The 25,497-nt window shown below is 71.5% G+C and carries 23 protein-coding genes; 14 read left to right on the top strand and 9 right to left on the bottom strand.

The features are described 5' to 3' along the window. Nucleotides 1–55: 55 nt before the first annotated feature. Nucleotides 56–952, top strand: a complete 897-nt coding sequence (locus NRB56_RS09190; protein ID WP_153340273.1) for a hypothetical protein — start codon at nucleotides 56–58, stop codon at nucleotides 950–952. Between the two features lie 377 nt (nucleotides 953–1,329). Next, a complete protein-coding gene (locus tag NRB56_RS09185; RefSeq protein ID WP_153340271.1) occupies nucleotides 1,330–1,950 on the top strand; it encodes a hypothetical protein in 621 nt (206 codons plus the stop codon). Between the two features lie 249 nt (nucleotides 1,951–2,199). Here NRB56_RS09185 and NRB56_RS09180 read toward each other — a convergent pair whose 3' ends face one another. From NRB56_RS09180 to NRB56_RS09165, 4 genes are all read right to left on the bottom strand, one after another. Beyond that, nucleotides 2,200–2,904, bottom strand: a complete 705-nt coding sequence (locus NRB56_RS09180; protein ID WP_153340269.1) for an urease accessory protein UreD — start codon at nucleotides 2,902–2,904, stop codon at nucleotides 2,200–2,202. Next, nucleotides 2,894–3,595: an urease accessory protein UreG gene (gene ureG / locus NRB56_RS09175; protein WP_153340267.1), complete on the bottom strand. Its 702-nt coding sequence runs from the start codon at nucleotides 3,593–3,595 to the stop codon at nucleotides 2,894–2,896. Before ureG ends, NRB56_RS09180 begins: the two co-directional genes overlap by 11 nt. 69 nt (nucleotides 3,596–3,664) lie before the next feature. Further along, nucleotides 3,665–4,297: an urease accessory protein UreF gene (locus NRB56_RS09170; protein ID WP_153340265.1), complete on the bottom strand. Its 633-nt coding sequence runs from the start codon at nucleotides 4,295–4,297 to the stop codon at nucleotides 3,665–3,667. 256 nt (nucleotides 4,298–4,553) lie between these two features. Beyond that, complete coding sequence (locus NRB56_RS09165) at nucleotides 4,554–6,044, bottom strand: MFS transporter (protein WP_153340263.1); 1,491 nt, start codon at nucleotides 6,042–6,044, stop codon at nucleotides 4,554–4,556. Between the two features lie 90 nt (nucleotides 6,045–6,134). Between NRB56_RS09165 and NRB56_RS09160 the strand changes: the two genes are divergently transcribed. Then, the gene (locus tag NRB56_RS09160) at nucleotides 6,135–6,818 is read left to right on the top strand and encodes a TetR/AcrR family transcriptional regulator (RefSeq protein ID WP_153340261.1); all 684 of its coding nucleotides are present in this window, start codon (nucleotides 6,135–6,137) and stop codon (nucleotides 6,816–6,818) included. Here the strand turns inward: NRB56_RS09160 and NRB56_RS09155 are convergent. The 5 genes from NRB56_RS09155 to NRB56_RS09135 all read right to left on the bottom strand — a co-directional run bounded on the left by NRB56_RS09155 (nucleotide 6,803) and on the right by NRB56_RS09135 (nucleotide 10,556). After that, on the bottom strand, nucleotides 6,803–8,524 hold the full coding sequence (locus NRB56_RS09155) for an urease subunit alpha (protein ID WP_153340259.1): 1,722 nt from the start codon (nucleotides 8,522–8,524) through the stop codon (nucleotides 6,803–6,805). The genes NRB56_RS09160 and NRB56_RS09155 overlap by 16 nt on opposite strands. After that, entirely contained in the window at nucleotides 8,524–8,871 is a 348-nt protein-coding gene (locus tag NRB56_RS09150) for an urease subunit beta (protein WP_153340257.1), read from the bottom strand. The genes NRB56_RS09155 and NRB56_RS09150 overlap by 1 nt, the downstream gene beginning before the upstream one ends. 8 nt (nucleotides 8,872–8,879) lie before the next feature. After that, complete coding sequence (locus tag NRB56_RS09145) at nucleotides 8,880–9,182, bottom strand: urease subunit gamma (protein ID WP_153340255.1); 303 nt, start codon at nucleotides 9,180–9,182, stop codon at nucleotides 8,880–8,882. Between the two features lie 80 nt (nucleotides 9,183–9,262). Continuing rightward, nucleotides 9,263–9,703, bottom strand: coding sequence for a PaaI family thioesterase (locus NRB56_RS09140; protein ID WP_194290775.1), 441 nt, complete (start codon nucleotides 9,701–9,703; stop codon nucleotides 9,263–9,265). A 145-nt stretch (nucleotides 9,704–9,848) separates the two neighbouring features. Then, entirely contained in the window at nucleotides 9,849–10,556 is a 708-nt protein-coding gene (locus tag NRB56_RS09135) for a hypothetical protein (protein ID WP_227837378.1), read from the bottom strand. A 119-nt stretch (nucleotides 10,557–10,675) separates the two neighbouring features. On the opposite strand from NRB56_RS09135, the gene NRB56_RS09130 reads away from it, so the two are divergent. The 11 genes from NRB56_RS09130 (at nucleotide 10,676) to NRB56_RS09080 (ending at nucleotide 25,356) form a co-directional block, all read left to right on the top strand. Further along, complete coding sequence (locus NRB56_RS09130) at nucleotides 10,676–11,728, top strand: FecCD family ABC transporter permease (protein ID WP_319942756.1); 1,053 nt, start codon at nucleotides 10,676–10,678, stop codon at nucleotides 11,726–11,728. 496 nt (nucleotides 11,729–12,224) lie between these two features. Next, entirely contained in the window at nucleotides 12,225–13,337 is a 1,113-nt protein-coding gene (locus NRB56_RS09125) for a FecCD family ABC transporter permease (protein WP_153340253.1), read from the top strand. 500 nt (nucleotides 13,338–13,837) lie between these two features. Then, nucleotides 13,838–14,713 carry an ABC transporter ATP-binding protein gene (locus NRB56_RS09120; protein ID WP_319942755.1) on the top strand — a complete coding sequence of 292 codons (876 nt, stop codon included), beginning with the start codon at nucleotides 13,838–13,840 and terminating at the stop codon, nucleotides 14,711–14,713. A 78-nt stretch (nucleotides 14,714–14,791) separates the two neighbouring features. Next, on the top strand, nucleotides 14,792–15,214 hold the full coding sequence (locus NRB56_RS09115; protein ID WP_153340251.1) for a BlaI/MecI/CopY family transcriptional regulator: 423 nt from the start codon (nucleotides 14,792–14,794) through the stop codon (nucleotides 15,212–15,214). A gap of 53 nt (nucleotides 15,215–15,267) precedes the next feature. Beyond that, nucleotides 15,268–16,209, top strand: coding sequence for a M56 family metallopeptidase (locus NRB56_RS09110; RefSeq protein ID WP_153340249.1), 942 nt, complete (start codon nucleotides 15,268–15,270; stop codon nucleotides 16,207–16,209). Beyond that, nucleotides 16,202–17,788 carry a DEAD/DEAH box helicase gene (locus NRB56_RS09105; RefSeq protein ID WP_319942754.1) on the top strand — a complete coding sequence of 529 codons (1,587 nt, stop codon included), beginning with the start codon at nucleotides 16,202–16,204 and terminating at the stop codon, nucleotides 17,786–17,788. Before NRB56_RS09110 ends, NRB56_RS09105 begins: the two co-directional genes overlap by 8 nt. Before the next feature lie 266 nt (nucleotides 17,789–18,054). Beyond that, nucleotides 18,055–19,491, top strand: a complete 1,437-nt coding sequence (locus NRB56_RS09100) for a GuaB1 family IMP dehydrogenase-related protein (RefSeq protein ID WP_319942753.1) — start codon at nucleotides 18,055–18,057, stop codon at nucleotides 19,489–19,491. A gap of 244 nt (nucleotides 19,492–19,735) precedes the next feature. Continuing rightward, nucleotides 19,736–21,109, top strand: coding sequence for a hemolysin family protein (locus NRB56_RS09095; protein ID WP_153340247.1), 1,374 nt, complete (start codon nucleotides 19,736–19,738; stop codon nucleotides 21,107–21,109). Beyond that, nucleotides 21,102–22,166: a hemolysin family protein gene (locus NRB56_RS09090; RefSeq protein ID WP_153340246.1), complete on the top strand. Its 1,065-nt coding sequence runs from the start codon at nucleotides 21,102–21,104 to the stop codon at nucleotides 22,164–22,166. Before NRB56_RS09095 ends, NRB56_RS09090 begins: the two co-directional genes overlap by 8 nt. Then, nucleotides 22,163–23,059 (top strand): 3-methyladenine DNA glycosylase, encoded by an 897-nt coding sequence (locus NRB56_RS09085; protein WP_153340245.1) that lies wholly within the window; start codon nucleotides 22,163–22,165, stop codon nucleotides 23,057–23,059. The genes NRB56_RS09090 and NRB56_RS09085 overlap by 4 nt, the downstream gene beginning before the upstream one ends. A 113-nt stretch (nucleotides 23,060–23,172) precedes the next feature. Further along, nucleotides 23,173–25,356 (top strand): malate synthase G, encoded by a 2,184-nt coding sequence (locus NRB56_RS09080; RefSeq protein ID WP_153340244.1) that lies wholly within the window; start codon nucleotides 23,173–23,175, stop codon nucleotides 25,354–25,356. The last annotated feature ends 141 nt before the right edge of the window (nucleotides 25,357–25,497 follow it).

Here is a 25,497-nt window from a genome sequence, read left to right as displayed (position 1 = left end):
GGACGGATCCGAATGTGTTGTTCGGAATACGTTCGCATTCACGAGAAAGGTCATCATGGGCACAAGCCAGCAGGGTGATCCGGCGCCGCGTCGGCGGCCGCTCGGTTCGATCCTCGTCGCCGGAACGATTCCGGTCGCCGTATGCCTCGGAGCCGGCCACGCTGTCGCGGATTCCCCGGCCGCGACGCCGCCGGTGGTGTCGGCCGAGACGCCCGCCGACGCCACTCCCGTCGATCCGGGCGAGGTCGAGGCCTCCGCCGACACCGCCACCGATCCGGAGGCCGCCCCGATCCCGCCGGTGCCGGCGGCCGCGCGGACGCAGGACGCGGGCGAGCAGGCCGACACCGCCGCGGCGACCGACGAGGAGCCGGTGGCCGCCGACGCCCCCGCGCCGAAGGTGTACGTGGGCCGCAACTCCGACACCGGTATGCGGGCCGAACCGGAGAACGCCGGCCTGGCCCCCGTCGATGCCCAGCGCCTGCACCTGCCCAATCCCGGCAGCGTGCCCGATGTGGCGCCGATCCAGGCGCCGGCCGGGAAGTTGCGTTGCGGCGACGCGAAGGTCGACGTCCCGCCGTGGCTGGGCCCGGTCCAGGCCGGCCAGGTGAACGAGGCGTCCGCGCGCACCGAAGCTCAACTGGCCCGCACGCTCGACTCGGCCGGATTCGCGCCGAGCCGCTCGGATCGGATCGCCGCCGGAACCCTGGGCGGAGCCGCGACCGGCGCCGTCGTGGGCGCCATCGCGGGCCTGCCGCCCGTCCTGCCCGGCCTGGTGGTCGGTACCGTCGTCGGCGCGGTCATCGGCGGGGTGAATGCCTACAACGCGCCGGCGATCGAGCCGCCCCTGGTCGACAAGCCGGCCGTGGAGTCCCCGGCCGCCGACGCGTCCGTTGCCGACTCGCCCGCCGCAGCCGAGTCGCCCGCGCAGACGCCCGCGACCGCCGGGCCCTGAGCGCCGGGCACGACACGAACGGCCGGGATTCCGCGCGGATCCCGGCCGTTCGCCGTCCCGGGGCGAATTCGAATGCGTCCGTACGGAATCGATCGGCCACCGCCCGCGCGGGCGACCGGCTCCCGACCGCGCGGCTCGCGGCGTGTCGTGAGCTGCACCAATCCGCCCGGCAACCTGGTCCGAATGTCGAGCGTCGAGATTCCCCGAACGAAAGGTCGTGTATGGCCGCAGGTAAACACAGGGCACCCAACCCGCATCGCAATCGGGTTGGCACGGTGGTGGCAGCAGGTGCCGTCCCACTAGTCCTGGCGGTCGTCGGAGCCGGCACTGCGAACGCAGTCGCCGGTACTCTGCCGGTCGCGCAACAAGATGATGCGATGCAGGAGTGGCCGGCAGCCGGCTCGCCGAACGAGCAGCCCTACGAGGGCCTGCACATTCCGCACAACGAGCTCAGCTCCCTGCAGACGGCTCGGTCGTTGCCGAACCATCACTACCTGGCCCCGGTCGGGACGCTGCACACGCCGGTACCGGTGACCCCGGTGCCGCCGATCGCGCCGCCCCCCGGCAAGTTCCGCTTCGGCGACGTGCAGGTCGACGCGCCGGACTGGATCAACCGCGATCAGGCGATCACGGTCAACGACACCTCGGCCCAGACGGAAGCCAACCTCGCCACCTTCCTGGATTCGATCGGCATGGAGCGCAGCCGCTCCGATCGCGTCGCCGGTCAGACCATGGGCACCGCCGCCATGGGCGCGGTCGCGGGTGCGAGCGCGGCCTTGCCGCTGACGCTGAGCGCGGCGGCCATGGGCGGGCTGTGCGGACTGATCGCGGGGGTGCCGTTCCTGCCGATCGGCCTCGTCGCCGGTCCGATCCTGGGTGCGGCCATGGGCGCCGCGGCGGTCACGATTCCCGCCGCCGCGATCGGCGCCGGCGTCGGTGCCGCCGTCGGTGCGGTGGGTGGCCTCACCGCCCCCTCCCGCGTGCTCGGGGACATCTGATCCGACCGCACCTGCTCGACCAGGGCGGGCGCCGAACCCCGGCGCCCGCCCTTCCCGCGGCATCCACTGGACGTCGGCACCGTCCGCAATGAATCCTGCCGTCCGGCACAATGACTCGCTCACAACCCGCCTCGGCAGCCGTGCGGATCACGAGCGCGGCTCGGGTCGGATCCCGGCATACCGCCTGATGCGACCAGCCGCCTACCGGCCGTTCGCGGCCACCGCCGGACCACCTCGAACTCGGACCGATCAGTGTGACGCCCTCGTGACCACGACCGAGTTGTGTTGCGCCGCAGCCGAATCGGAGTAGGCGGCAAGTGCGGGTCCGGTCCAGGAGAACAGGGTGCCGCCGGCGGCGAGGGGCAGCAGGACGGCCGAACCGCTTGTCCGAGTGGGGGTTTCGTCCGGGACGGCGAGGACGCTCATCAATGCCCGTGGGGCGGTGAGGAGATCGTCGGTGGACGCGCCCGCGCCGAGTTCGAGGCGATGGCGGAGCAGGGGGGAACCGGCGCGGTCGGCGATCAGGTCGCCGCGCCAGCGGCCGGAATCCTCTCCGGTGCGGCCGATCTGGATGTGTTCGGCCAGGTGGAGCACGGCGTCGTCCGCCAGATCGACGGTGGTGACGGTGTGGTGTTCGGCGCCGTCGGCGACCACCGTCGGCTCGGGCGCGAAGTCCAGATGGGCGCCGGCACCGACCGCGAGCCGCCAATACGCCACCGACAGCGGGGTTTCCCGCCCGGGCAGGGCGAGGGTCGCGGCGACCGTGCGCACCCGCAGCCGGGCGCCGGGCGCCACCTCGATCCCGATGTCCAGCTCGTCGCCGCCGACCGGGGTGGCCGCGGTGCCGACCAGGTGGACGGTGTCGGGTGCGGTGGCCCGGGCCGCCATCGCGCCGGTGGCGCGGATGTGCGGCCAGGCCCCGGGCCGCGCGAGGATCCGCAGCTCAGTGCGCAACCGCGGCGTCCGCGTCGGCGGCGGCCCGGACCCGCTCCCGCACCCACTCCAGCACCGGGGTGGCGGCCGGATCACCGGTCAGCGAGGTGAACACGAACGGGCGGCCCTCTCGTACGGCGGTCGAATCCCGGTCCATCACAGCGAGATCCGCGCCCACCAGCGGCGCCAGATCGGTCTTGTTGATCACCAGGAGATCCGAGAAGGTCACGCCCGGACCGCCTTTGCGCGGAACCTTGTCGCCACCGGCCACGTCGACGACGAAGATCTGCACGTCGATCAGGCCGGAAGAGAAAGTGGCGGTGAGGTTGTCGCCGCCGGATTCGACCAGGATCAGATCCAGCGGCGGGTTGGCCTCGATCAGATCGTCGATGGCGTCCAGATTGGCGGTGATGTCGTCGCGGATCGCGGTGTGCGGGCAGCCGCCGGTCTGCACCGCGGCGATCCGCTCGTCCGGCAGCACCGCGTGGCGGCGCAGGAAGTCCGCGTCCTCGGTCGTGTAGATGTCGTTGGTCAGCACGGCCAGCGACAGTTCGTCCCGCAGTTCCCGGCACAGGGCCGCCACCAGCGCCGTCTTCCCGGATCCGACCGGCCCGCCGATCCCGATCCGCACCGGCTCGCCCGGGGTGCGTTCCCGCTTCGGGCGGTCGTGGCCGTGATCGTGCGGTTCGCCGTCGATCAGGTGTGGTGGCATATCGCTCTCCTTCGCTTCCGCGACCATCCTGACGGACGCACGTGAAGGCCGTGTAACCCGGCCCGGCAACTACGAGGCGAACAGCGGCATCCCGCGCTGCAGGTGGCGCTGGGCGAGCACGTCCTGCAACGGATCCGACAACGCCGCGAGCCCCGTGACCGCCTCGTCCGCCGTCCGATCGCACAGGTCGGTGAGCCGCACGGTACAGGCGGCGACGGCGGCCGGATCCAGCGCCAGCAACCGCTGCGCGGCGGTGGCGGCCCCCGTCATGGTCGTGTAGACGACGATCCCGGCGATCTGCGCGGGCGTGAGTCCCGCCGCGATCCCCACGACCCCGAACACCGTCGGCAGGTGCGGCCGTGCCCCGAGTGCACGCCAATCCTGTTCCGGCCACACCTGTTTCGCCAACCGCAGCAGTCCACGCCCCTGTGCGCGGGAGGCGGTCCGCGCGGCGGGCGCCGGCGTCCGGGCATCCGCCTCGGCCTCGGCCCGTCCGGGGTCCAGCTCCCCCGCGCACACCGCGGCCGCCAGCGACGCCGCCACCAGCCCGGAGGTCCGGATCCGCCGCCGCAGATACGCCTCCACCGACGTCACATCCCGTACCAGTCCCGAGACGACCGCCTCCTCGACACCCCCGGAGTGCACATGCCCCCCGATCGGCAGCCGCGAATCCGCCAGCGTCATCACCATCGCCACACTCATCGACACACCTCCGCACCCATCCCGCGATCCTAGGGCCGGTGGCCGGGCCGCGGGGATCGGTGGGCGCGCGACATGATCAGGTCGGCGGTGAGGCCGGGCAACTCGCCGAGGTCGGTGGGAGCGCTCATCAGAGTGTGCACCACCGCACGAGGCCGCCGACGCGCCGAGCAGGCCGGCCGTACCTTTCGCCGGACAGACGCACGAGCCCTTCCGAAGGCACCGGTACCCGGCACCGCGATCGGGGTGGACGGCCCGATCAGCGCGGTGCCGGAGCGGTGTCGTCCCGCCGCCGGGCCGACAGCAATGCGACGACCGCCATGGCCGCGAGCAAGCCGGCCGCGACGACGATCGCGGCGTGCACGCCGCTGACGTAGGCCGCGCGGGCCGCGTGCGCGAGCCCGGCGTCACCGTGGGCGAGGGTTTCGCCGAGGGTGGACTCGAAGTGGCCCTTCGAGCGGAAGACCAGGGTGACCAGGGAACCCAGCAGGGACAGGCCGAGTCCGTTGCCCAGTTCGAAACTGGTCTCCGAGATGCCCGCCGCGGCGCCCGCGCGCTGCGGCGGGACCGCCGAGATCGCGACGTCGGACACCAGGGTGAAGCACAGTCCGTAGCCGAAACCGGCGATCGTGGAACCGGCCACGTACCAGCCGACGCCGCCGTCCACGCCGATGCCGAGCATCAGCAGATTGCCGGCCGCGGCGGTGCCCAGCGCCACCGCGAACGAGACGGGAGCGCCGAGCCGCCGGCCGATCCGGGCCCCGCCCATGGACACGACGAACACCATCGCGGCGGCCGGAATGCTCAGGAACGCGGCCGCGAGCGGGTCGCGGCCGGTCACGGATTGCAGGTAGACGCTGCCGAGATAGCCGAGGCCGGACAGGGCGAGCATGCCGATGGTGCTGGACCCGATCGCGACGGTGAAGCCGGTCCGGCGGAACAGGCTCAGGTCCAGCAGCGGATCGTCGAGGTGCCGCTGCCGCCGCAGGAACGCCCACAGCAGCCCGGCGCCGATCACCGCGAACACACCGTCGGTGATCGCGACGCCGTCGGCCGCGGCGTGCTTCACCGCGTAGATCAGCGGGAGGATGCCGCCGATGGACAGCACCACACTGATCGGGTCGAGCGGGCCGCGTCCGGCGCGGTGCTCGGGCAGCAGCAGCGCGCCCAGGGCCAGGAACACCACCAGTACCGGCAGGTTGACCAGGAAGGCCGAACCCCACCAGAAGTGGTTCAGCAGCAGGCCGCCGATGATGGGCCCGACCGCGGAGCCGCCCGCGAAGAAGGCGGTCCAGACGCCGATGGCGGCGGCGCGGGCCCGCGGTTCCGCGAACAGGGCCGAGATCAGCGCGAGGCTGGACGGCAGCAGGGTCGCGCCGCCGGCGCCCATCAGCGCGCGGGCGGCGATCAGTACCCCGGCGCTGGGGGCGAAGGCGCCCAGGACCGAGCCGATCCCGAAAATGGTCGCGCCGCCGAGCAGGATCCGCCGCCGGCCGAACCGGTCGCCCAGATTGCCCATGGTGATCAGCAGGCCGGCCAGCACGAATCCGTAGACGTCGAGGATCCACAGTTGCTGCATCGCCGACGGGTCCAGCGCGGCGCTCAGCGTGGGCATCGCGAGGAACAACACCGAGACGTCCATCGACACCAGCAGCACCGGCAGCAACAACACGGCCAGTCCCAGCCAGGCGCGACGAGGCGACCCCACCTGCGGGGCCGCGCCGGACACGCGGATATCGGTCGAGGTCATTTCCTCTCCTTCAGAGATGCGTACGTCGTACGCGGGCAGAACTGAGTACAGTGTACGCAAAGGCTTCCAGAAACGAAAGCGAAACATCCCATGACCGAGCCCAAGCTCACCCGCGCCGCCATCGTCGACGCCGCGGTCGCCATGGCCGACGAGACCGGACTGGACGCGTTGTCCATGCGCCGGATCGCCGAGCGCATCGGCGTGGGGGCCATGTCGCTGTACCGGCACGTGCCGAACAAGGACGCGCTGCTGGCCGCGATGACGGACGAGGTCGCCCGCCGCTACCCCTACCCTGAGCCCGAACCGGACTGGACCTGGCGGGACCGGGTCCGGGTGGCCGGTGAGATCGATTGGCAGCTGTACCGGCAACATCCGTGGGTGCTGTTCACCTTCGCCGTGCCGCGCTACAACTTCGGCCCGCACAGCCTCGCCTGCCTGGAGTGGCTGGTCGCCGGATTCGCCGAGCTGACCGATGATCCACGCACCGCGACCCGGATGTCGTTGTCGCTGTGGAGTTATCTGGCCGGCATCGCCGTACAGCAGGTCAGCGTCGGCTTTCTCGCCGAGCACGACGGCGACGAGGAGGAACCGTCGGGCCTGGCCGCATTGCTCGACGGCGAACCGCGCTGGCCCGTGCCCCCGGCGCTGGAGCCGCTGGTCGGTTCCGGCCGCGGCGATCTGCTCGATCCGTACCGGTTGCTGCGCGCCGGCCTGGACGCGCTCTGCGACGGATTCGCCGCCCAGGCCGGTGCGGCGGCTCAGAACAGGAAGTAGCGCTGCGCCATCGGCAGTTCCGTCGCGGGCTGCTCCTCCCACACCTCACCGTCGACACGCACGGTGAAGGTGTCCGGATCCACCTCGATCCGGGGCAGGGCGTCGTTGTTCGGCATATCGGCCTTCGTCCGCGCGCGGACGTTCGCGACCGGGACGAGGGCGCGGGCCACCCGCAGCCGATCGGCGAGGCCGTCCTCGATCGCCTGCTCGGCGACGAAGTGCAGCGACGTCCCCGCCACCACGCCCGGCGCGGCGCCGAACATCGGGCGCGGCAGCACCGGCTGCGGAGTGGGGATCGAGGCGTTGGCGTCGCCCATCGCCGCCCAGGCGATCGTGCCGCCCTTGAGCACCAGATCCGGCCGCACCCCGAAGAACTTGGTGTCCCACAGCACCAGATCGGCCAGCTTGCCGACCTCCACCGAACCGATCTCGTGGTCGAGACCGTGCGCGACCGCCGGGCAGATGGTGTATTTCGCGATGTAGCGGCGCACCCGGTGGTTGTCGGCGCGGCCGTCGCCGGCCAGCGCGCCGCGGCGGCGCTTCATCACGTGCGCGGTCTGCCAGGTGCGCATCACCACCTCGCCGATGCGGCCCATCGCCTGCGAATCCGAGCTCATCATCGAGATCGCGCCCAGATCGTGCAGCAGATCCTCGGCGGCGATCGTGGACGGCCGGATCCGGCTCTCCGCGAAGGCCAGATCCTCCGGGACCGCCGGATTCAGGTGATGGCACACCATGAGCATGTCCAGATGCTCGTCGATGGTGTTGACCGTGTGCGGCCGGGTCGGATTGGTCGAACCGGGCAGTACGTTCGCGACCCCGGCGAGGGTGATGATATCGGGTGCGTGGCCGCCGCCGGCCCCCTCGACGTGATAGGCGTTGATGGCCCGGCCCCGGATCGCGGCGATGGTGTCCTCGACGAAGCCCGCCTCGTTCAGGGTGTCCGAGTGCAGCGCCACCTGGACGCCGGAGGCGTCGGCGACGGTGAGACTGGCGTCGATCGCCGCCGGCGTGGAGCCCCAGTCCTCGTGCAGCTTGAAACCGCCCGCGCCGCCGCGCAATTGCTCCCACAGCGCCTCCTGGCGCACGGTGTTGCCCTTGCCGAGCAGCAGGACGTTCACCGGCCAGGGGTCCATCGCCTCCAGCATCCGGCCCAGATGCCAGGCGCCGGGGGTGACCGTGGTGGCCTTGCTGCCCTCGGCCGGGCCGGTACCGCCGCCGGCCATGGTGGTGATGCCCGCGCCGAGCGCCTCCGGCACCAACTGCGGGCAGATGAAGTGCACATGGGTGTCCAGCGCGCCGGCGGTGAGGATCTTGCCGTTTCCGGCGATGATCTCCGTGGACGGGCCCACCACCAGTTCCGGGTGTACGCCGTCCATCGTGTCGGGGTTACCGGCCTTGCCGATGCCGACGATCCGGCCGTCGCGAATGCCGATGTCGGCCTTGATGATTCCCCAGTAGTCGATGATCACCGCACCGGTGATGACGGTGTCCGGGGCGCCCTCGGCGCGGGTGGCGCGACCCTGGCCCATGGATTCGCGCAGCACCTTGCCGCCGCCGAACACGGCCTCGTCACCGGCGAAACCCGGTCCGCCGCTGCGGTCTTCGGTGATCTCGATCAGAAGATCGGTGTCGGCCAGGCGAATCCGGTCACCGGTGGTCGGGCCGAACAGCGCCGCGTAGCGGGCGCGCGAGATCGATGCCATCAGCGGTCCAGCTTTCCGGGAGCGGTCAGATCGATACCGTGGACCTCGCGGGTGCCACGCAGCGGGACCAGCGTGACCCGTTGTCCCAGACCGGGTTCGAAGCGGACCGCGGTCCCCGCGGGGATGTCGAGGCGGCGGCCGTGCGCGGCCTCCCGGTCGAACCGCAGCGCCGTGTTGGCCTGCGGGAAGTGCACGTGGCTGCCGACCTGGACCGGCCGGTCGCCGGTGTTGAGGACGTCCAGTTCGAGCCGATCGGCGCCCGGGTTGATCTCGATGTCGCCGTCGGCGAAGAGGAATTCGCCGGGAATCGGACCGGACCGCACCGGGTCCGGGATGTCGTGTGCCATGCCGAGCCCTAGTCGATCGGGTGGTGAACGGTGACGAGTTTGGTGCCGTCCGGGAAGGTCGCCTCCACCTGGACGTCGTCGATCATCTCCGGGACGCCGGCCATGACGTCGTCGCGGGTGAGGACCGTGCGGCCGGAGGCCATCAGTTCCGCCACGGTCCGGCCGTCGCGGGCGCCCTCGAGGACGTGATCGGTGAGGATCGCGACCGCCTCCGGATAGTTGAGCTTCAGCCCGCGCGCCTGCCGCCGCCGGGCCAGTTCGGCCGCGTAGCTGAGCATGAGCCGTTCCTGCTCGTGCGGCGACAATCGCATGCGTGCTCCTCGCAAAGTATGTGCGCGACATTGTGGCACGCCCGCGGGACCGCGTCGCGCCGACGAATTGCCGAGCGGTGTCAGCTCTCGACGGTGAGGTTCTGCAGCCGCACCTGACCGCGCGCCACGACCCGGTCCTGATCGTCGGTGAGCACGACCTGCCACAGCTGCTGTGAACGCCCGCGGTGGATCGGCGTCGCCACGCCGCGCAGCGTGCCCTCGCGGGTCGCGCGCAGGAAGTCGGTGTTGTTGTTGACGCCGACGACCCGGCCGCGCTCGCCGAACCAGATCCCGGCGGCGACGCTGGCGAGCGTCTCGATGACCGAGCAGTAGACGCCGCCGTGCACGATCCCGTGCGGCTGGTGCAGCCGCGGCGTGACCACCAGTTCGCCGACCACCCGATCGGGGCTCATCTCGGTGAACTTCAGGCCGATCAGGTCGCTGAAGGAGTCGCCGCTGAGCGCGGTGAGCTGCTCGGGCGTCATACCGGTGAGGGAAACGGGACGATCTTGCTCGGTCATGAATCCAGCGTTACACACCGCCGGGAAGGCGAAACGGCGGGTCCCACCCGGGAGGTGGGACCCGCCGCGGCAGGGATCGGGAAGTCGACCGCAGCCCTCGGGACTCGCACTCGATCCTTACGCCGAATTCGATTGTAGGGCAGCCTTACCTAACAAGGCAAGCCCGGCGCACCGGGAGCCGCCGTTCCTCGAGTGCCGCCACGAAACCCTGCCCGCGCGCACTGCCCGCCGCCGACGAGGTACGCGCCAGCTCTGGCACACAGTTCGCCGCGCCCAGCACGCTCTCCCCCACCAGCGCCCAGTACCGGCGCGGGCTCAGCCCGGCGCAGCGGAACATGGTGTGCTGCACCAGCCGTAGCGCCGGCTCGCAGCGATGCGCGAGCCACAGGTACAGCGCCCGGTCGCACGGCAGCGTGACCACCCCCGGCGAACCGGCGAGCCGATCGCCCGCCACGACTCGTAACGTGGTGTCGTCCAGGCCCGCCCAGTCCAGGCCGCCGTCGTTGTCGGAGTGCATCCAGAGGTTCTCCAGGCCCGGATCCCACGCCCGGCCGTCGGCCACCAGCAGCGCGGCGACCCGGCCGATCACGCCGTGGATCAGCGCGGTGGCCACCACCTCCGCGGCGATCTCGGGACTGGCCATCTCGGCGACGTGCCGCCGGTACATGAGTTCGACCCGGCCCTCCCGGATTCCGTCGGCGAGCCGCCACCAGCGCCGCCGGCCCCGATCGGCCATACCGGCGACGGCGTAGACGCGAGGATGGTCCGGCTGCAGCGCGCGCAACCTGGCACAGACCTGCCCGAACGCGGGCTCGTGGTGCGGTGGGGGGCACACGGGCATGGGTGCGGACATCGAACCTCCTTCAAATGCGGGGTCGTCCGAAGTCGGCGCTGGGGCCGAAAACGAAAGATAGGTTAGGCTTACCAGACTTGTCGAGCAATGGTTGAAACCGTCAGGAGTTATTCGTCACCGTGACCGCTGTAGTCACCCGCCGGCCGCGGCGCGGAAAGCCGCCGCTCGCCGCGGGATTGGCGGGTCTGGCCGGGCTCGTGCTGTGCGCCGCGGCGGTGGGCATCGCGGTGGGCGCGCGGGCCCTGTCTCCCGACGTCGTCTACCACGCGCTCACCTGCCCCGGCGACTGGCCGCTGCACTGCCCCTCGCGCACCCCCGCGGACCAGATCGTGCGCGAACTCCGGCTGCCCCGAACCGGTCTCGCCATCGTCTGCGGTCTCGCGCTGGGTGTCGCGGGCGCGCTGATCCAGGGATACACCCGCAACCCGCTCGCCGACGCGGGCCTGCTGGGTCTCAACTCCGGCGCGGCGTTCGCGGCGGTGCTCGGCATCCACCTGTTCGCGTTGACCGAACCGCGGCAGTACATCTGGTTCGCCTTCGCCGGCGCGCTGGTGGCCGGGCTGGTGGTGTTCGCGGCCTCGGCGGCCGGGGGCGCGCTGGCGAGCCCGCTGAGCCTCGTGCTGGCCGGGGCCGCGGTCAGCGCACTGTTGCAGGCGCTGACGAACGCGGTGATCCTGCTGGATCAGACGGCGCTGGACACCTACCGGTTCTGGGTGGTCGGCTCGGTGGCCGGGCACGACGCCGGAGTGCTGCGGCAGGTGACACCGTTCATCCTGCTCGGCGCGATCCTGGCCGTCGCGGCCGCGCCCGGCCTGAACGCGCTGAACCTCGGCGACGACGTGGCGCGCGGGCTGGGCGTGAACATCGCCCGCAACCGGACGCTGGGCCTGGCGGCGGTGGTGCTGCTCACCGGCGCGGCGACCGCGGCGGTCGGCCCGATCGCCTTCCTCGGGCTGGTCGTCCCGCATCTGGCCCGGATGATCACCGGACCGGATCATCGCTGGCTGCTGCCGTATTCGGGCCTGCTGGGCGCGCTGACGCTGCTGCTGGCCGACATCGCCGGCCGGATCGTCGCCCGGCCCGGCGAGGTGCAGGCCGCGGTCGTACTCGCCCTGGTCGGCGCCCCCTGTTTCGTCGTTCTGGTCCGCCGCCGCCGGACGGTGAACCTGTGAGCGCGCCGAGAACCATTGCGCCGCACGGCCGGCGGTCGCGCCCGCCGGCACCGGCCCGACGAGCGAACATCGAAACTGACCAGCCGCAACGGCATCCGGCACACGGCCCCGGCCCGGGTGCGAGCCCCAGCTCCGGTGCGAGCCCCGGCTCCAGCGTCAGCCCCGCCCACAACGCGAGTCCCCGCTCCAGGGTGAGCCCCGACTCCGGCTCGAACCCTGGCTCCCGCCCCGGTCCCGGCCCCGCCGGTGCGGGCGCCGCCCTCAACGTGGGCCCCGCCCACAACGCGAGTCGCCGCTCCAGGGTGAGCCCCGACTCCGGCTCGGACCCTGGCTCCCGCGTGGGCCCCGGTCCCAGCGCACGCGCCACCCTCAACGCGAGTCCCAGCTCCAGGGTGAGGGTCGACTCCGGCTCGCGCCCTGGCTCCCGTGCGGGTGCGGGTGCGGGTGCGGGTGCGGAAGATCATGGCATGGAACGCAATTCGGCAGTGGGTGCACGATGACAGCGGATGTGGACGCGGCGCGGGTGAGCGGGGAGGCCGGTCCGCTCGCGCGGGTGCGGCCCGCGATCCGGATCGGCCGGTTTTCCGCCGTGCGGCGAATCCCGGTGCTGCTCACGGTGATCGCGCTGGCGGTAGCGGTGTTCGTGCTGTTCGCGATCGATATCTCGGTGGGCGCGTACGCCATTCCGCTCGGGCGGGTGCTGGATGTGCTCGGCGGCGCGGGCACGCGCGCGCAGCGGTTCGTCATCCTGGAGTCGCGGCTGCCGCGCGCGGTGACCGCGGTCGTCGCGGGGGCGGGGCTCGGGCTCGCGGGCGCCGTCAGCCAGTCGATCCTGCGCAATCCGCTGGCCAGTCCGGACGTGCTGGGTATCGGCACGGGCGCGAGTTTCGCGGCCGTCGCGGTGATCGGCACCGCAGGCACGGGATTCGCTGGCACGGCCGGGGTTCCGCTGGCCGCGCTGGCCGGCGGGCTGGTCACCGCCGCCGTCATCTACCTGCTGGCCTGGCGGCGCGACGGCGCCGGCTCCGGCGGGGCCTCCGGAATCCGCCTGGTACTCATCGGCATCGGCGTCAATACGATGTTGACCGCGGGGGTGAGCTGGCTGCTGACGCTGAAATCCCAGACCGACGCCGCACGCTCGACGCTGTGGCTGACCGGATCGCTCGACGGCGCCGACTGGTCGCGGGCCGTACCCGCCGCGATCGGGCTGGCCGTGGTGCTGGTCGGCGCCGCAGCCTCGGCGCGCACACTCGCCGCGCTGCGCTTCGGCGACGAGACCGTGCGCGCGCTCGGAGTCCGGGTGCAGACCGCACAGGCGGGCCTGGTCGGCACCGCCGTGATCGCCGCCGCCCTGGCCACCGCGGCGGTCGGTCCGTTGACCTTCGTCGGCCTCGCCGCACCCCAGATCGCCCGCCGCCTACTGCGCCTGCCCGGCGAACCGGTGCTCGGCTCCGCCCTCTGCGGTGCGCTGATCGTGCTCGCCGCCGACATCGCCGCGCGCACCGTGCTCCCGGTGGACCTGCCCGCCGGCATCGTCACCGCGGCCTGCGGCGCTCCCCTCCTGCTGTTCCTGCTCGTTCGCATCAACCGGAAGGCCGCGCGCTCATGACCGATACCTCCTTGGGCGCAACGGCATCCGATGCGGCCGACGACTCCGGGCAGAGGACCGGCACGCCGAGTGCCGGGCTCGCGGCGCACGAGGGCACCCCCCGATCGCACGGCGCCACACCGACGACCGGCGGTACAACGATTCCCGGCGGCCCGGCAGCCGACACCTCCCCGAGTGCCGAGAGGGCGGAACCCGGCGGCATCCCGGCACCATCCGACGGCATTGCACGTCGAGGCACTAGCGATACGGCGATTCCCGGCGGCCCGGCAGCCGACGTCGCCGCGATCGCCGAGAGCACCGAACCGGGCGGCATCCCGGCGCCGACCGACGGCATTACACCTCGAGGCACTCGTGGCACGGCGTTTCCTGCCGGCCCGGCGGCCAGCGCGGGACCCGGTGGCATCCCGGCAACGTTCGACGGCGGCGCATCCCATGGCCTCCAGCGGTCGATCCCGGTGGCGGGCAGGGCGAGTACCGCCGACGCCTCCTCCCGACAAGCGGTGGCGGCCGGAAGCACCGTCAGGTCCGGCGAACTCGGCGCGGCAGCAGCCCGGCTCGCGGCCGACGGCATCACCGTCGGTTACGGCGGCCGGGTGGTGATCGACGGGCTAACCCTCGACATCGAATCCGGGCTCGTCACTACGATCATCGGGCCCAACGGCTGCGGTAAGTCGACGCTGCTGCGCACGCTGGGGCGGCTGCTGCGGCCGAAGACCGGGCGGGTGCTGCTGGACGGACGGGCGATCGCCACGCTCAGCACCAAGGAGGTGGCCCGGATCGTCGGCATGCTCCCCCAGACGCCGACCGCCCCGGAGGGATTGACGGTCGCCGATCTGGTCGCCCGCGGGCGGCATCCGCATCAATCCTGGCTGCGGCAATGGTCCTCCGACGATCAGGACGAGGTGGCCGACGCCCTGGCCCGGACCGGCGTCGCCGATCTGGCCGACCGCACCCTCGACGAGCTGTCCGGCGGCCAGCGGCAGCGGGCCTGGATCTCGATGGCGCTGGCCCAGGGCACCGACATCCTGCTGCTCGACGAGCCGACCACCTACCTCGATCTCGCGCATTCGCTGGAGGTGCTGGACCTGGTGGACCACCTGCACGCCGACCTCGGTCGCACGGTGGTGATGGTGCTGCACGACCTCAACCTGGCCGCCCGCTACAGCGACCGGCTGATCGTCATGCACGGCGGTCGCGTCGTCGCCCAGGGCGCCCCGAACGCGGTGATCGATCAGCGACTCCTGCTGGAGGTGTTCGGGTTGCGGGCCGAGGTGCACGCCGATCCGGTGTCCGGGCGGCCGCTGATCATCCCGATCGGCACCCGGCATGTGACCGGTACCATCGGCGGTCCCGCATCGCGGCCGGAAGAGCTATGAAAAATACCACACGGTTACCGACTGGTTACGACGACCTGTAGTACGCATTTGCGTCGTTGCCTCCGTAGACTAGGAGGAATGGCAGGTCTTGGTGAACTCGAGAAAGCGGTCATGGACCAGTTGTGGTCGGCCGACGAACCACAGACGGTGCGGCAGGTTCACGAGGCCCTCGCGGCGCGCCGCGAACTCGCGTACACCACGGTGATGACCGTGCTGCAACGGCTGGCGAAGAAGAATCTGGTCGTGCAGCAGCGCGACGATCGCGCGCATCGGTACGCACCCGTGCACACCCGCGACGAACTGGTCGCCAGTCTGATGGTCGACGCGTTGCAGCAGGCCGACGAGGTGGGCAGCCGCCGCGCCGCGCTCGTGCACTTCGTGGAACAGGTCGGCAAGGACGAGGCTGCCGCGCTGCGCGAGGCACTCGCTAAGCTCGAAGCAACCGAGACCGCACGCACCACGACCGACGACGAGGACACCGGAGTTACCCCGCCGCAGTAACGTGTGCCCGCGGACTCGGCCGCCAGGAGCCCCCACAACGCAGTGAGCTGAGCATGAACGCAACCGCGCCGATCTTCGCCGGTCTCGCCTTGTTGCTCGCGGGACCGGTGCCTGCCCTGCTCGGGAGAGCGGCGTGGCCGTACCGGACCCCGCGGGCCGCGTTGGTGTTGTGGCAGTCGGTGGCGCTCGCGGCCGTGCTGAGCGCGTTCGGTTCGGGTCTCGCGATCGCGAGCCTGCTGCTGGTTCCCGGCCCGAACGGCCGGCCCACCACCTCGCCCACCAAGGAGATCGCCGCGCTCGGCCTGCCGCTGTGGCTGATCTACGTCGTCGTCTTCGCGCTCACCCTGCTGGTCGGCGCCCGGCTGATCTGGGCCGTGATCCGGGTCGGCGTGCACACCCGCCGCCGCCGGGCCCGGCACCGCATGCTGGTGGATCTGCTCGACCAGGGCAGCGCCGATCAGCATCGGGCCGCCGACATCCGGGTGCTCGCCGCCGCGGAACCGATCGCCTACTGCCTGCCCGGCCTGCGCCGCCGCGTCGTGCTCAGCCAGGGCACCTTCACCAGCCTGACCGAATCCGAACTGACCGCGATCGTCAGCCACGAACGCTCCCACCTGCGCGCCCGGCACGATCTGGTCCTGGAGGCGTTCACCGCCGCGCACGAGGCGTTCCCCCGCGTGGTCCGCAGCAAATCCGCGCTGGATTCGGTGAAGTTGCTGATCGAACTGCTGGCCGACGACACCGCGGTGAAGGCCACCGGACCCACTCCCCTGGCCCGCGCACTGGTCGCCTGCTCGAATTCCACCGCGCCGCAAGGCGCGATGGCCGTCGGCGGCCCCACCACCCTGATCCGCATCCAGCGCCTGGCCGGCCCGCTCGGCGATCCGCGCATCGCCTCGGTCGCCTATCTGGCGGCGGCCGCGATCCTGGTCGTGCCCACCCTCGCGGTGGCGATCCCCTGGCTGGTCGAACTGAGCCGGTTGTTCCGTGCCTGACGCCCCGGCGAAATTCGCCGATCTCGGCCTGCCCCCGCTGCTGGTGCAGGCGCTGCGCCGGGACGGCCTGGAGAGCGCGTTCCCGATTCAGGCCGCCGTCATCCCCGACATCCTGGCCGGCCACGACGTCCTCGGCCGGGCCGCCACCGGCTCCGGCAAGACCCTCGCCTTCGGCCTGCCGATGCTGGTCCGCCTCACCCGCGGCGCCTCGGCCCCGAAGAAACCCCGCGGCCTGATCCTGGCCCCCACCCGCGAACTGGCCCTGCAGATCGAGCGCGCCCTCGACGAACCCGCCCTCGCCCTCGGCCTGCGCCTGGCCACGGCGGTCGGCGGCGTCCCGATCAAACGACAGATCGACCGCCTCGCCCGCGGCGCCGACATCCTCGTCGCCACCCCCGGCCGCCTCGCCGACCTGATCGCGCAGGCCGCCGTCCGCCTGGACGCGATCCGCGTGGTCACCGTCGACGAGGCCGACCACATGGCCGAACTCGGCTTCCTCGACCAGGTCACCACCCTGCTCGACCACATCCCCGCCGACGCCCAGCACCTCCTCTTCTCCGCCACCCTCGACGCCGCCGTCGACACCCTGACCACCCGCTACCTCCGCACCCCGATCCACCACGCGATCCCCGCGACCCCGGCACCCACACCGAGCACGATCACCGAACCCGCGACCTATTCCCCTGCATCCCAACGATTTTCGTCGACGCAGACCGACTCGGCCATCGACGGCACCGAGCCGCCCATCGGGCGCGGCGAAGCACGGGCAGGCATGTCGGCCGCGTCCGGCGCCGAGGTCACACCAGGCCCCGCGACAGGGCCTGCGGCCCAGGGCAATTCGGCCGGAGACCGCGTCGGCGACGACTCGGATCACATCGATCCACCCACCGCAAGCGCCGGCACCGCGAACAAGGTTGTGGGCGGGCCGAATTCAGCGTCGGCGGCACATTACCTACTGCTGGTGCGCCAGGCCGACAAGCGGACCGTGACGGCCGAGATCGCGGCACGCGCGGGACGCACATTGTTGTTCGCGCGCACGCAATTCGGTGCCGACAAGCTCGCCCGCCAACTACGCGAGGTGGGCATCCCGGCGGCGACCCTGCACGGCGGCCGGACCCAGAACCAGCGCACCCGGGCGCTGACCGCCTTCGCCGACGGCACGACGTCGGTCCTGGTCGCCACCGACGTCGCGGCCCGCGGCCTGCACGTCGACGACATATCCCTTGTGCTGCACGTGGATCCGCCCCAGGACGGCAAGGACTACATCCATCGCGCGGGCCGCACCGCCCGCGCGGGCGCCACCGGCCTGGTCGTAACCCTGGTGACACCGGACGAACAGGCAACCACCGCAACCCTACTCGCGAACGCCGAGATCACCTACGACGAATTACGCACGCGCCCAGGCGATCCCGCACTGGCAGCACTGACCGGCGCCCGCCGCCCACCGGGCACGCCGGTACCAGACCCCACCGCACCCCCGCCGGAGACCACCGAAACCCGCCCCCCGGCCGATCCCGGCACCCGCCGCCCCGGCAAGCGCACCTTCCCCGGCTACCGCCGCACCCGTCCCGGCCGTTGAGTCGTCCGGAGCGATGCCATGCGCCGGCGAACCTCGACCCGCTCGGATTCGACGTGTCCACCACGGATCTGCCGATCTACGGCCGCTGAGGCCGCGATCCGGCCCGGCTGTCGCGATCGTCCGGATTCGGATGCGTCACAACCGGTTTGCCGATCGGTGGCCGCCACTACCGGGAATCGGATGATCCGGTCGGCGTGATGGGATCGCTGAGCGGAGCTCTCCGGAATCGCCGAGAGGCGACCGTTCCGTCCAGTAGCATCGCGGGGGTGCAATTCCTTCCCGGTCACACGCCCCCGTACGACCTCACCTACGACGACCTCTTCCTGGTGCCGAACCATACGGATGTGGCGTCGCGCTTCGATGTCGACCTGTCGACCGACGACGGGACGGGCACGACGATCCCGATCGTGGTGGCGAACATGACCGCGGTGGCGGGGCGGCGGATGGCCGAGACGGTCGCGCGGCGCGGCGGAATCGTGGTGCTGCCGCAGGATCTGCCGATCAGCGCGGCGTCGGACACCATCTCCTATGTCAAGAGCCGGTCGCTGACGGCCGATACCCCGGTGACGCTCGGGCCCGACCACTCGGTGTCCGAGGCGCTGGCGCTGATCCACAAGCGGGCGCACGGAGCGGTCGTGGTGGTCGAGGACGGGCGGCCGGTCGGGGTCGTCACCGAGGCCGGATGCGCCGACGTCGACCGGTTCGCGCGGGTGGGCGCGGTCGCGGTCACCGATTTCGTGAGCGCGCCCGTGGACACCAGCCCGCGCGACATCTTCGATCTGCTGGAGTCGCGGCGCGCGAAGCTGGCGGTGCTGCACGCCGCGGACGGCACCCTGGCCGGTGTCATGACCCGGACCGGCACCGTCCGCACCGGGATCTACCACCCGGCCGTCGACGCGCACGGCCGGTTGCGGATCGCCGCGGCGGTCGGCATCAACGGCGACATCCCGGCGAAGGCGAAGGCGCTGGTCGACGCGGGCGCCGACGTGCTGGTCATCGATACCGCCCACGGGCATCAGGCGAAGATGCTCGAGGCGCTGCGATCGGTGGCCGATCTGCGGCTGGGGGTGCCGCTGGTGGCGGGCAACGTGGTGTCCGCGGCCGGTACCCGCGATCTGGTCGACGCGGGGGCCGACATCGTGAAGGTCGGGGTCGGGCCCGGCGCGATGTGCACCACCCGCATGATGACCGGCGTCGGCCGCCCGCAGTTCTCCGCGGTGGCCGAGTGCGCGACGGAGGCGGCCAAGCTGGGTGTGCGCATCTGGGCCGACGGCGGCGTCCGGCATCCGCGCGACGTGGCGCTCGCGCTGGCCGCGGGCGCGGCCAACGTGATGATCGGGTCCTGGTTCGCCGGCACCTACGAGTCACCGGGCGACCTGCGCGTCGATCGCGACGGCAACAAGTACAAGGAGAGCTTCGGCATGGCCTCCAAGCGGGCCGTCGCCGCCCGCACCGCCACCGATTCCGGCTTCGACCGGGCGCGCAAGGCGCTGTTCGAGGAGGGCATCTCCTCGTCGCGGATGCGGCTGGATCCGGAGCGTCCGGGTGTCGAGGACCTCATCGATCACATCTGTTCCGGCGTCCGCAGCGCCTGCACCTACGCCGGGGCGCGCACGGTGGCCGAACTGCACGAGAAGGCGGTGCTGGGCGTGCAGTCGGCCGCCGGGTTCGCCGAAGGACGCCCGCTGCCGTCCGGCTGGTGAGCCGGGCGCCGGTGTGCGGCGGCCGAGAACGTGTCGGCCGGTGCCGGTAGCATGGGTGACGCCGGGCGCGGGGGGCGAGATCCTCCTCACCGCCCGGTACATCCGTGGACCAAGCGTGCGAAAGGAACAAGTTGTCACCCGCGTCCGAGGGCGCCACACAGGAGGGCTCCTCTACCGAGCCGGGTGACAAACCCGGCGCCCCCGTCACCGAATCGTTCTCGCCCCCGCTCCGGTGGTGCTGAACATGACGGTTCTGATCACCCTGCTCAGTCTGGTGGGTTTCGTCGCACTCACCCTGGGCACCGCGCTGTTCGTCACCGCGGAATTCTCGCTGACCACCCTGGAACGCAGCACCGTCGAGGCGCACGCGAGGGGCGGCGACCGGCGGGCCCGGCAGGTCCGCCACGCGCATCACACCCTCTCCTTCCAGCTGTCCGGCGCACAACTCGGCATCACCATCACCACGCTGGTCACCGGTTACATCGCCGAACCCGTGCTGGCCCGGCTGTTCGAGCCGCTGTGCACCGCCATCGGGCTGGGTTCCGCTGCGGCGCACGGCATCTCGATCACGCTGGCGCTGGTGCTGGCCACCTCGCTGTCGATGATCTACGGCGAACTGGTCCCGAAGAACATCGCCATCGCCTCCCCGCTGGGCGCCGCCCGGTTCTCCGCCGGCCCGATGATCGCCTTCTCCACCACCTTCTCGTGGCTGATCAAACTGCTCAACGGCGCCGCCAACTGGGCGGTACGCCGAATGGGCGTCGAACCGGCCGAGGAACTGCGCTCGGCCCGCTCCGCCGAGGAGCTCGGTTCACTGGTCCGCACCTCCGCGCAGCGCGGCGTGCTCGATCAGCGCACCGCGCAGGTGGTGGACCGATCGCTGGAATTCGGCGACCGCAGCGCCGAGGAACTGATGACCCCGCGGGTGAAGATCGAGTCGCTGGAACGCGACAGCACCATCACCGACCTCATCGCCGCCGCCGCCCGCACCGGCTACTCCCGGTTCCCGGTGGTCGACGGCGACCTGGACAACACCCTCGGCATCGTGCATATCAAACAGGCCTTCCGCTATCCGATCTCGCAGCGCAACACCATCCGCCTGCAGAATCTGGCCCGCCCGGTGCCGATCGTGCCCGCCAGCCTCGACGGCGACGAGGTGCTCGAACGCGTCCGCGCCGACGGTATGCAGGTGGCGATCGTGGTCGACGAGTACGGCGGCACCGCGGGCCTGGTGACGATGGAGGACATCATCGAGGAGATCCTCGGCGACGTCCGCGACGAGCACGACGAGGAGGAACTCGACGTCCGCCGCGCCGGCGTCGGCTGGAACTGCTCGGGCCTGCTGCGCATCGACGAGGTGGCCCGCGCCACCGGCTACGACGCGCCCGAGGGCGAGTACGAGACCCTCGGCGGCCTGGTGCTGACCCGGCTCGGCCGCATCCCGGTGGTCGGTGACGAGGTGCTGCTGCCCCAGCCCGGCGTCGAACCGCTGGATCCGCACACCGACGGCGGCTGGCTGGCCACCGTGGAGCGGATGGACGGCCGCCGCATCGACCGGGTGCTGCTGTCCCCGGTCGACGCCGCCGCGCTCGCGCTGTGGGAGCTGAGCCATGAGTGAGTTCTTCCCCGTCCTGCTGACGCTGGTGCTGGTCGGCGGCAACGCGCTGTTCGTCGGCGCGGAGTTCGCCCTGATCTCCGCCCGTCGCGACCGGCTGGAATCGCTGGCGGCCCAGGGCAAGCGCGGCGCCAACACGGTCATCCGGGCCGGTGAGCATCTGTCGATGATGCTGGCCGCCGCCCAGCTCGGCGTGACGATCTGCTCGCTGCTGCTGGGCCGGATCGGCGAGCCCGCGGCCGGGCGGCTGCTGCATCCGGTGTTCGAGCTGGTGCGGGTGCCCGAACAGGTGCAGCATCCGGTGTCGTTCGCGGTCGCGCTGGTTCTCGTGGTGGTCCTGCACATGCTGCTGGGCGAGATGATCCCGAAGAACATCGCCCTCGCCGGGCCGGAGCGGGTCGCGCTGCTGCTGGTCCCGGTGCTGCTGTGGTGGCTGCGGGTCGCTCGGCCGCTGATCACGCTGTACAACCTGGCCGCGAACCTGTCGCTGCGGGCGCTGCGGATCGAGCCGAAGGACGAACTCGACGCGACCGTGTCCTCGGTGGAGCTGGCCGAGATGATCGGCGAGTCCCGCTCCGAGGGCCTGCTCGACGAGGAGGAGCACCGCCGACTCACCCAGGCGCTGGGCACCACCGACCGGATCGTCGCCGATGTGATGGTGTCGCTGGCCCGAACCCGGTCGGTACCGCTGCGCGGCGACGGCACCACCCTCGGCGATATCGAATCCGCGGTCGCCGAGACCGGTTTCTCCCGCTACCCGGTCCGCGCCGACGACGGCTCGCTGGTCGGCTACCTGCACGTCAAGGACGTGCTGGACAAGGTCGCCGACGATACCGCCGGTCCGGCCACACCGATCCCGCGGTCCGATATCCGGCCGCTGCCGACGGTCGGCAGCGGCACCACGCTGTTCGAGGCGCTGGCCCGGCTGCGCCGCACCAACAGCCACCTCGGCCGCGTGGTCGACACCCGCGGCAACACGGTGGGCATCGTCGCCCTCGAGGACCTGGTGGAGGAGTTCGTGGGCACCGTCCGCGACGCCACCCACCGGATCGCGGAATGAGCGCCGACCGCGTGCGCGTGCTGCCCGAGCCCGAATGGCGGGCCCGGGCGGCCACGCACCGGCTGCGGGTCGACGCGCTGATCGGCGCGTATCTCGACCGGCGGGCGGCCGGCACGAAGCATCCGGTGATCGACTTCCTGTTCACCTATTACGGGCACAAGCCCGCGCAGTTGCGGCGCTGGCATCCCGGCTACGGCGTCGCGCTGGCGAACGCGCCCGAGTTCGCGGGCGCGCGCGGCTACCACGAGGCGCCGGGTGACGGGTCCGCGCGGACCGCCGATCCCGCCTTCCTGGCGGCCCGCCGCGACACCGTCGCCTTCGTGGCGGATCTGTTGCGCGCCACCGCGTCCCGGCCCGCGCAGCTGTCCTGTTTCGGCCTGCACGAATGGGCGATGGTGTACCGCACCGACGAGGTCCGGCACCGCCAGCTGCCGCTGCGGCTGGGCGGCGCGGGCACCGACGCGGTGGTGGACTCGATGCCGTTGCGCTGCACACATTTCGACGCCTACCGGTTCTTCACCCCGGCGGCCGCGCCGCGCAACGCCGAGCCGCTGACCCGCGCCGACCAGGTGCGCCGCGAACAGCCGGGCTGCCTGCACGCGACCATGGACCTGTACAAGTGGGGCTTCAAGCTGATCCCGCTGATCGACTCCGACCTGCTGCTGGACTGCTTCGAACTCGCTTGCGCCGCACGCGATCTCGATATGCGGGCCAGCCCCTACGACCTGTCCGGACTCGGCTACGCCCCGATCCCGGTCGAGACTCCGGCCGGCCGGGCGGACTATGTGCGGGAACAATCCCGGCTGGCCGAGCGGGCGGGCCCGCTGCGGGAGCGGCTGCTGGCCGCCACCGAGATCCTGCTCGCCGACGCCGGGGCACTCGCCGGGGAGTGAACCGGTCCCGGACGGGAATGCATATGGTCACAGGCCCTGCCGACCGGCATCTACTGCCGGGTAACATGACAGGCGTACTAAATCCATCCGGCTTTCTCGAAATGAGGCAGTAGATGACAGAGCGGATCCAGGTCGGCGGGCTTCAGGTGGCCACGGTTCTCCACGACTTCGTCGAGAACCAGGCGATCCCCGGCACCGGCGTAGATTCCGCCGCGTTCTGGGCCGGTGCCGCGGCGATCATCACCGAACTCGCCCCGCGCAACCGCGCACTGCTCGCCGAGCGCGACGCGATCCAGGGCAAGCTGGACGCCTGGCACGCGGAGAACCCGGGTACCGGCTACGACAAGGCCGCGTACAAGAAATTCCTGGTCGAGATCGGCTACCTGACCGAGGAGCCGGCCGACTTCGCCATCGGCACGGAGAACGTCGACGACGAGATCGCCACCACCGCCGGTCCGCAGCTGGTGGTGCCGGTGATGAACGCCCGGTTCGCGATCAACGCCGCCAACGCCCGCTGGGGCTCGCTGTACGACGCGCTGTACGGCACCGACGCCATCCCGGAGACCGGCGGCGCCGAGAAGGGCTCCGGCTACAACAAGGTCCGCGGCGACAAGGTCATCGAGTGGGCCCGCAACTTCCTCGACGACGCGGTGCCGCTGATCACCGGCTCGCACATCGGCTCGCAGGCGTACAAGATCGTCGACGGTGAGCTCGAGGTCACCCTCGAGGACGGCACCGGCATCGGCCTGGCCGACGCCGCCGCGCTGGTCGGCTACCTGGGCGATCCGGCGTCGCCGAGTTCCGTGCTGCTGCGGCACAACGGCCTGCACATCGAGATCCAGATCGACCCGTCCTCGCCGATCGGCTCCACCGACACCGCCGGCGTCAAGGACGTCGTGCTGGAATCCGCGGTCACCACGATCATGGACTTCGAGGATTCGGTGGCCGCCGTCGACGCCGAGGACAAGGTGCTCGGCTACCACAACTGGCTGGGCCTGATGAAGGGCGAGCTGGCCGAGGAGGTCAGCAAGGGCGGCAAGACCTTCACCCGGACCATGAACCCGGACCGGGTCTACACCGCGCTCGACGGCTCCGACCTCGTGCTGCACGGCCGGTCGCTCCTGTTCGTCCGCAACGTGGGCCACCTGATGACCTCGGACGCGATCCTCGACGCCGAGGGCAACGAGATCCCCGAGGGCATCCTGGACGGCCTGCTCACCTCGCTGACCGCGGTGCACTCGCTGCGCGGCGGCGCCCGGGTGAGCAACTCCCGCACCGGCAGCGTCTACATCGTGAAGCCGAAGATGCACGGCCCGGACGAGGTGGCCTTCGCCAACGACCTGTTCGACCGGATCGAGGACGTGCTCGGCCTGCCGCGCAACACCCTCAAGGTCGGCATCATGGACGAGGAGCGCCGCACCACGGTCAACCTGAAGGCGTGCATCGCCGCCGCGCGCGACCGCGTGGTGTTCATCAACACCGGCTTCCTGGACCGCACCGGCGACGAGATCCACACCTCCATGGTGGCCGGCCCGATGGTCCGCAAGGCCGACATGAAGAAGCAGCAGTGGATCGCCTCGTACGAGGACTGGAATGTCGACAAGGGCCTCGAGGCGGGCCTGCCGCACAAGGCGCAGATCGGCAAGGGCATGTGGGCCATGCCGGACCTGATGGCCGACATGCTGAAGCAGAAGATCGGCCACCCGCGGGCCGGCGCGACCACCGCGTGGGTGCCGTCGCCGACCGCCGCCACCCTGCACGCCACCCATTACCACCTGGTGGACGTGTTCGCACGGCAGGCCGAGATCGCCAAGGGCGGCGCCCGCGCGACCGTCGATCAGATCCTCGAGATCCCGCTGGCGGCGGACCCGAACTGGACCGCCGAGGAGATCCGCACCGAGCTGGACAACAACTCGCAGTCGATCCTGGGCTACGTGGTCCGCTGGATCGACCAGGGCGTCGGCTGCTCCAAGGTGCCCGACATCGAGGACATCGCGCTCATGGAAGACCGTGCGACACTGCGCATCTCGAGCCAGCTGATGGCGAACTGGCTGCGCCACGGCATCATCACCGAGGCCGAGGTGGTGGCGAGCCTGGAGCGGATGGCCCCGGTGGTGGACCGGCAGAACGCGGGCGACCGGCTGTACCGGCCGCTGGCCCCCGACTTCGCCGGCAGTGTCGCGTTCCAGGCGGCCAAGGAGCTGATCCTGGAGGGCGGCACGCAGCCCAACGGCTATACCGAACCGATCCTGCACCGCCGCCGCCGCGAGGCGAAGGCACTGGCCGCGAAGAACTGAGAACACCGCGTGAGCTCCCGGCCGGTCCGGCCGGGAGTTCACGCGCGCATCGGCGACGGTGACACGGGCGGGCTCCGGCCGGTCGGTCCGAGCCCACCCGTGTTCGCGAACCTGCCCGGCCGATCGGAGCCGGGCGGTGCA

The organism is Nocardia aurantia (genome assembly GCF_009604425.1).
Taxonomy (GTDB): Bacteria; Actinomycetota; Actinomycetes; order Mycobacteriales; family Mycobacteriaceae; genus Nocardia; species Nocardia aurantia.
The sequence above is the reverse complement of the archived record's forward strand: the minus strand, read 5'-3'. Positions and strand labels throughout refer to the sequence as shown.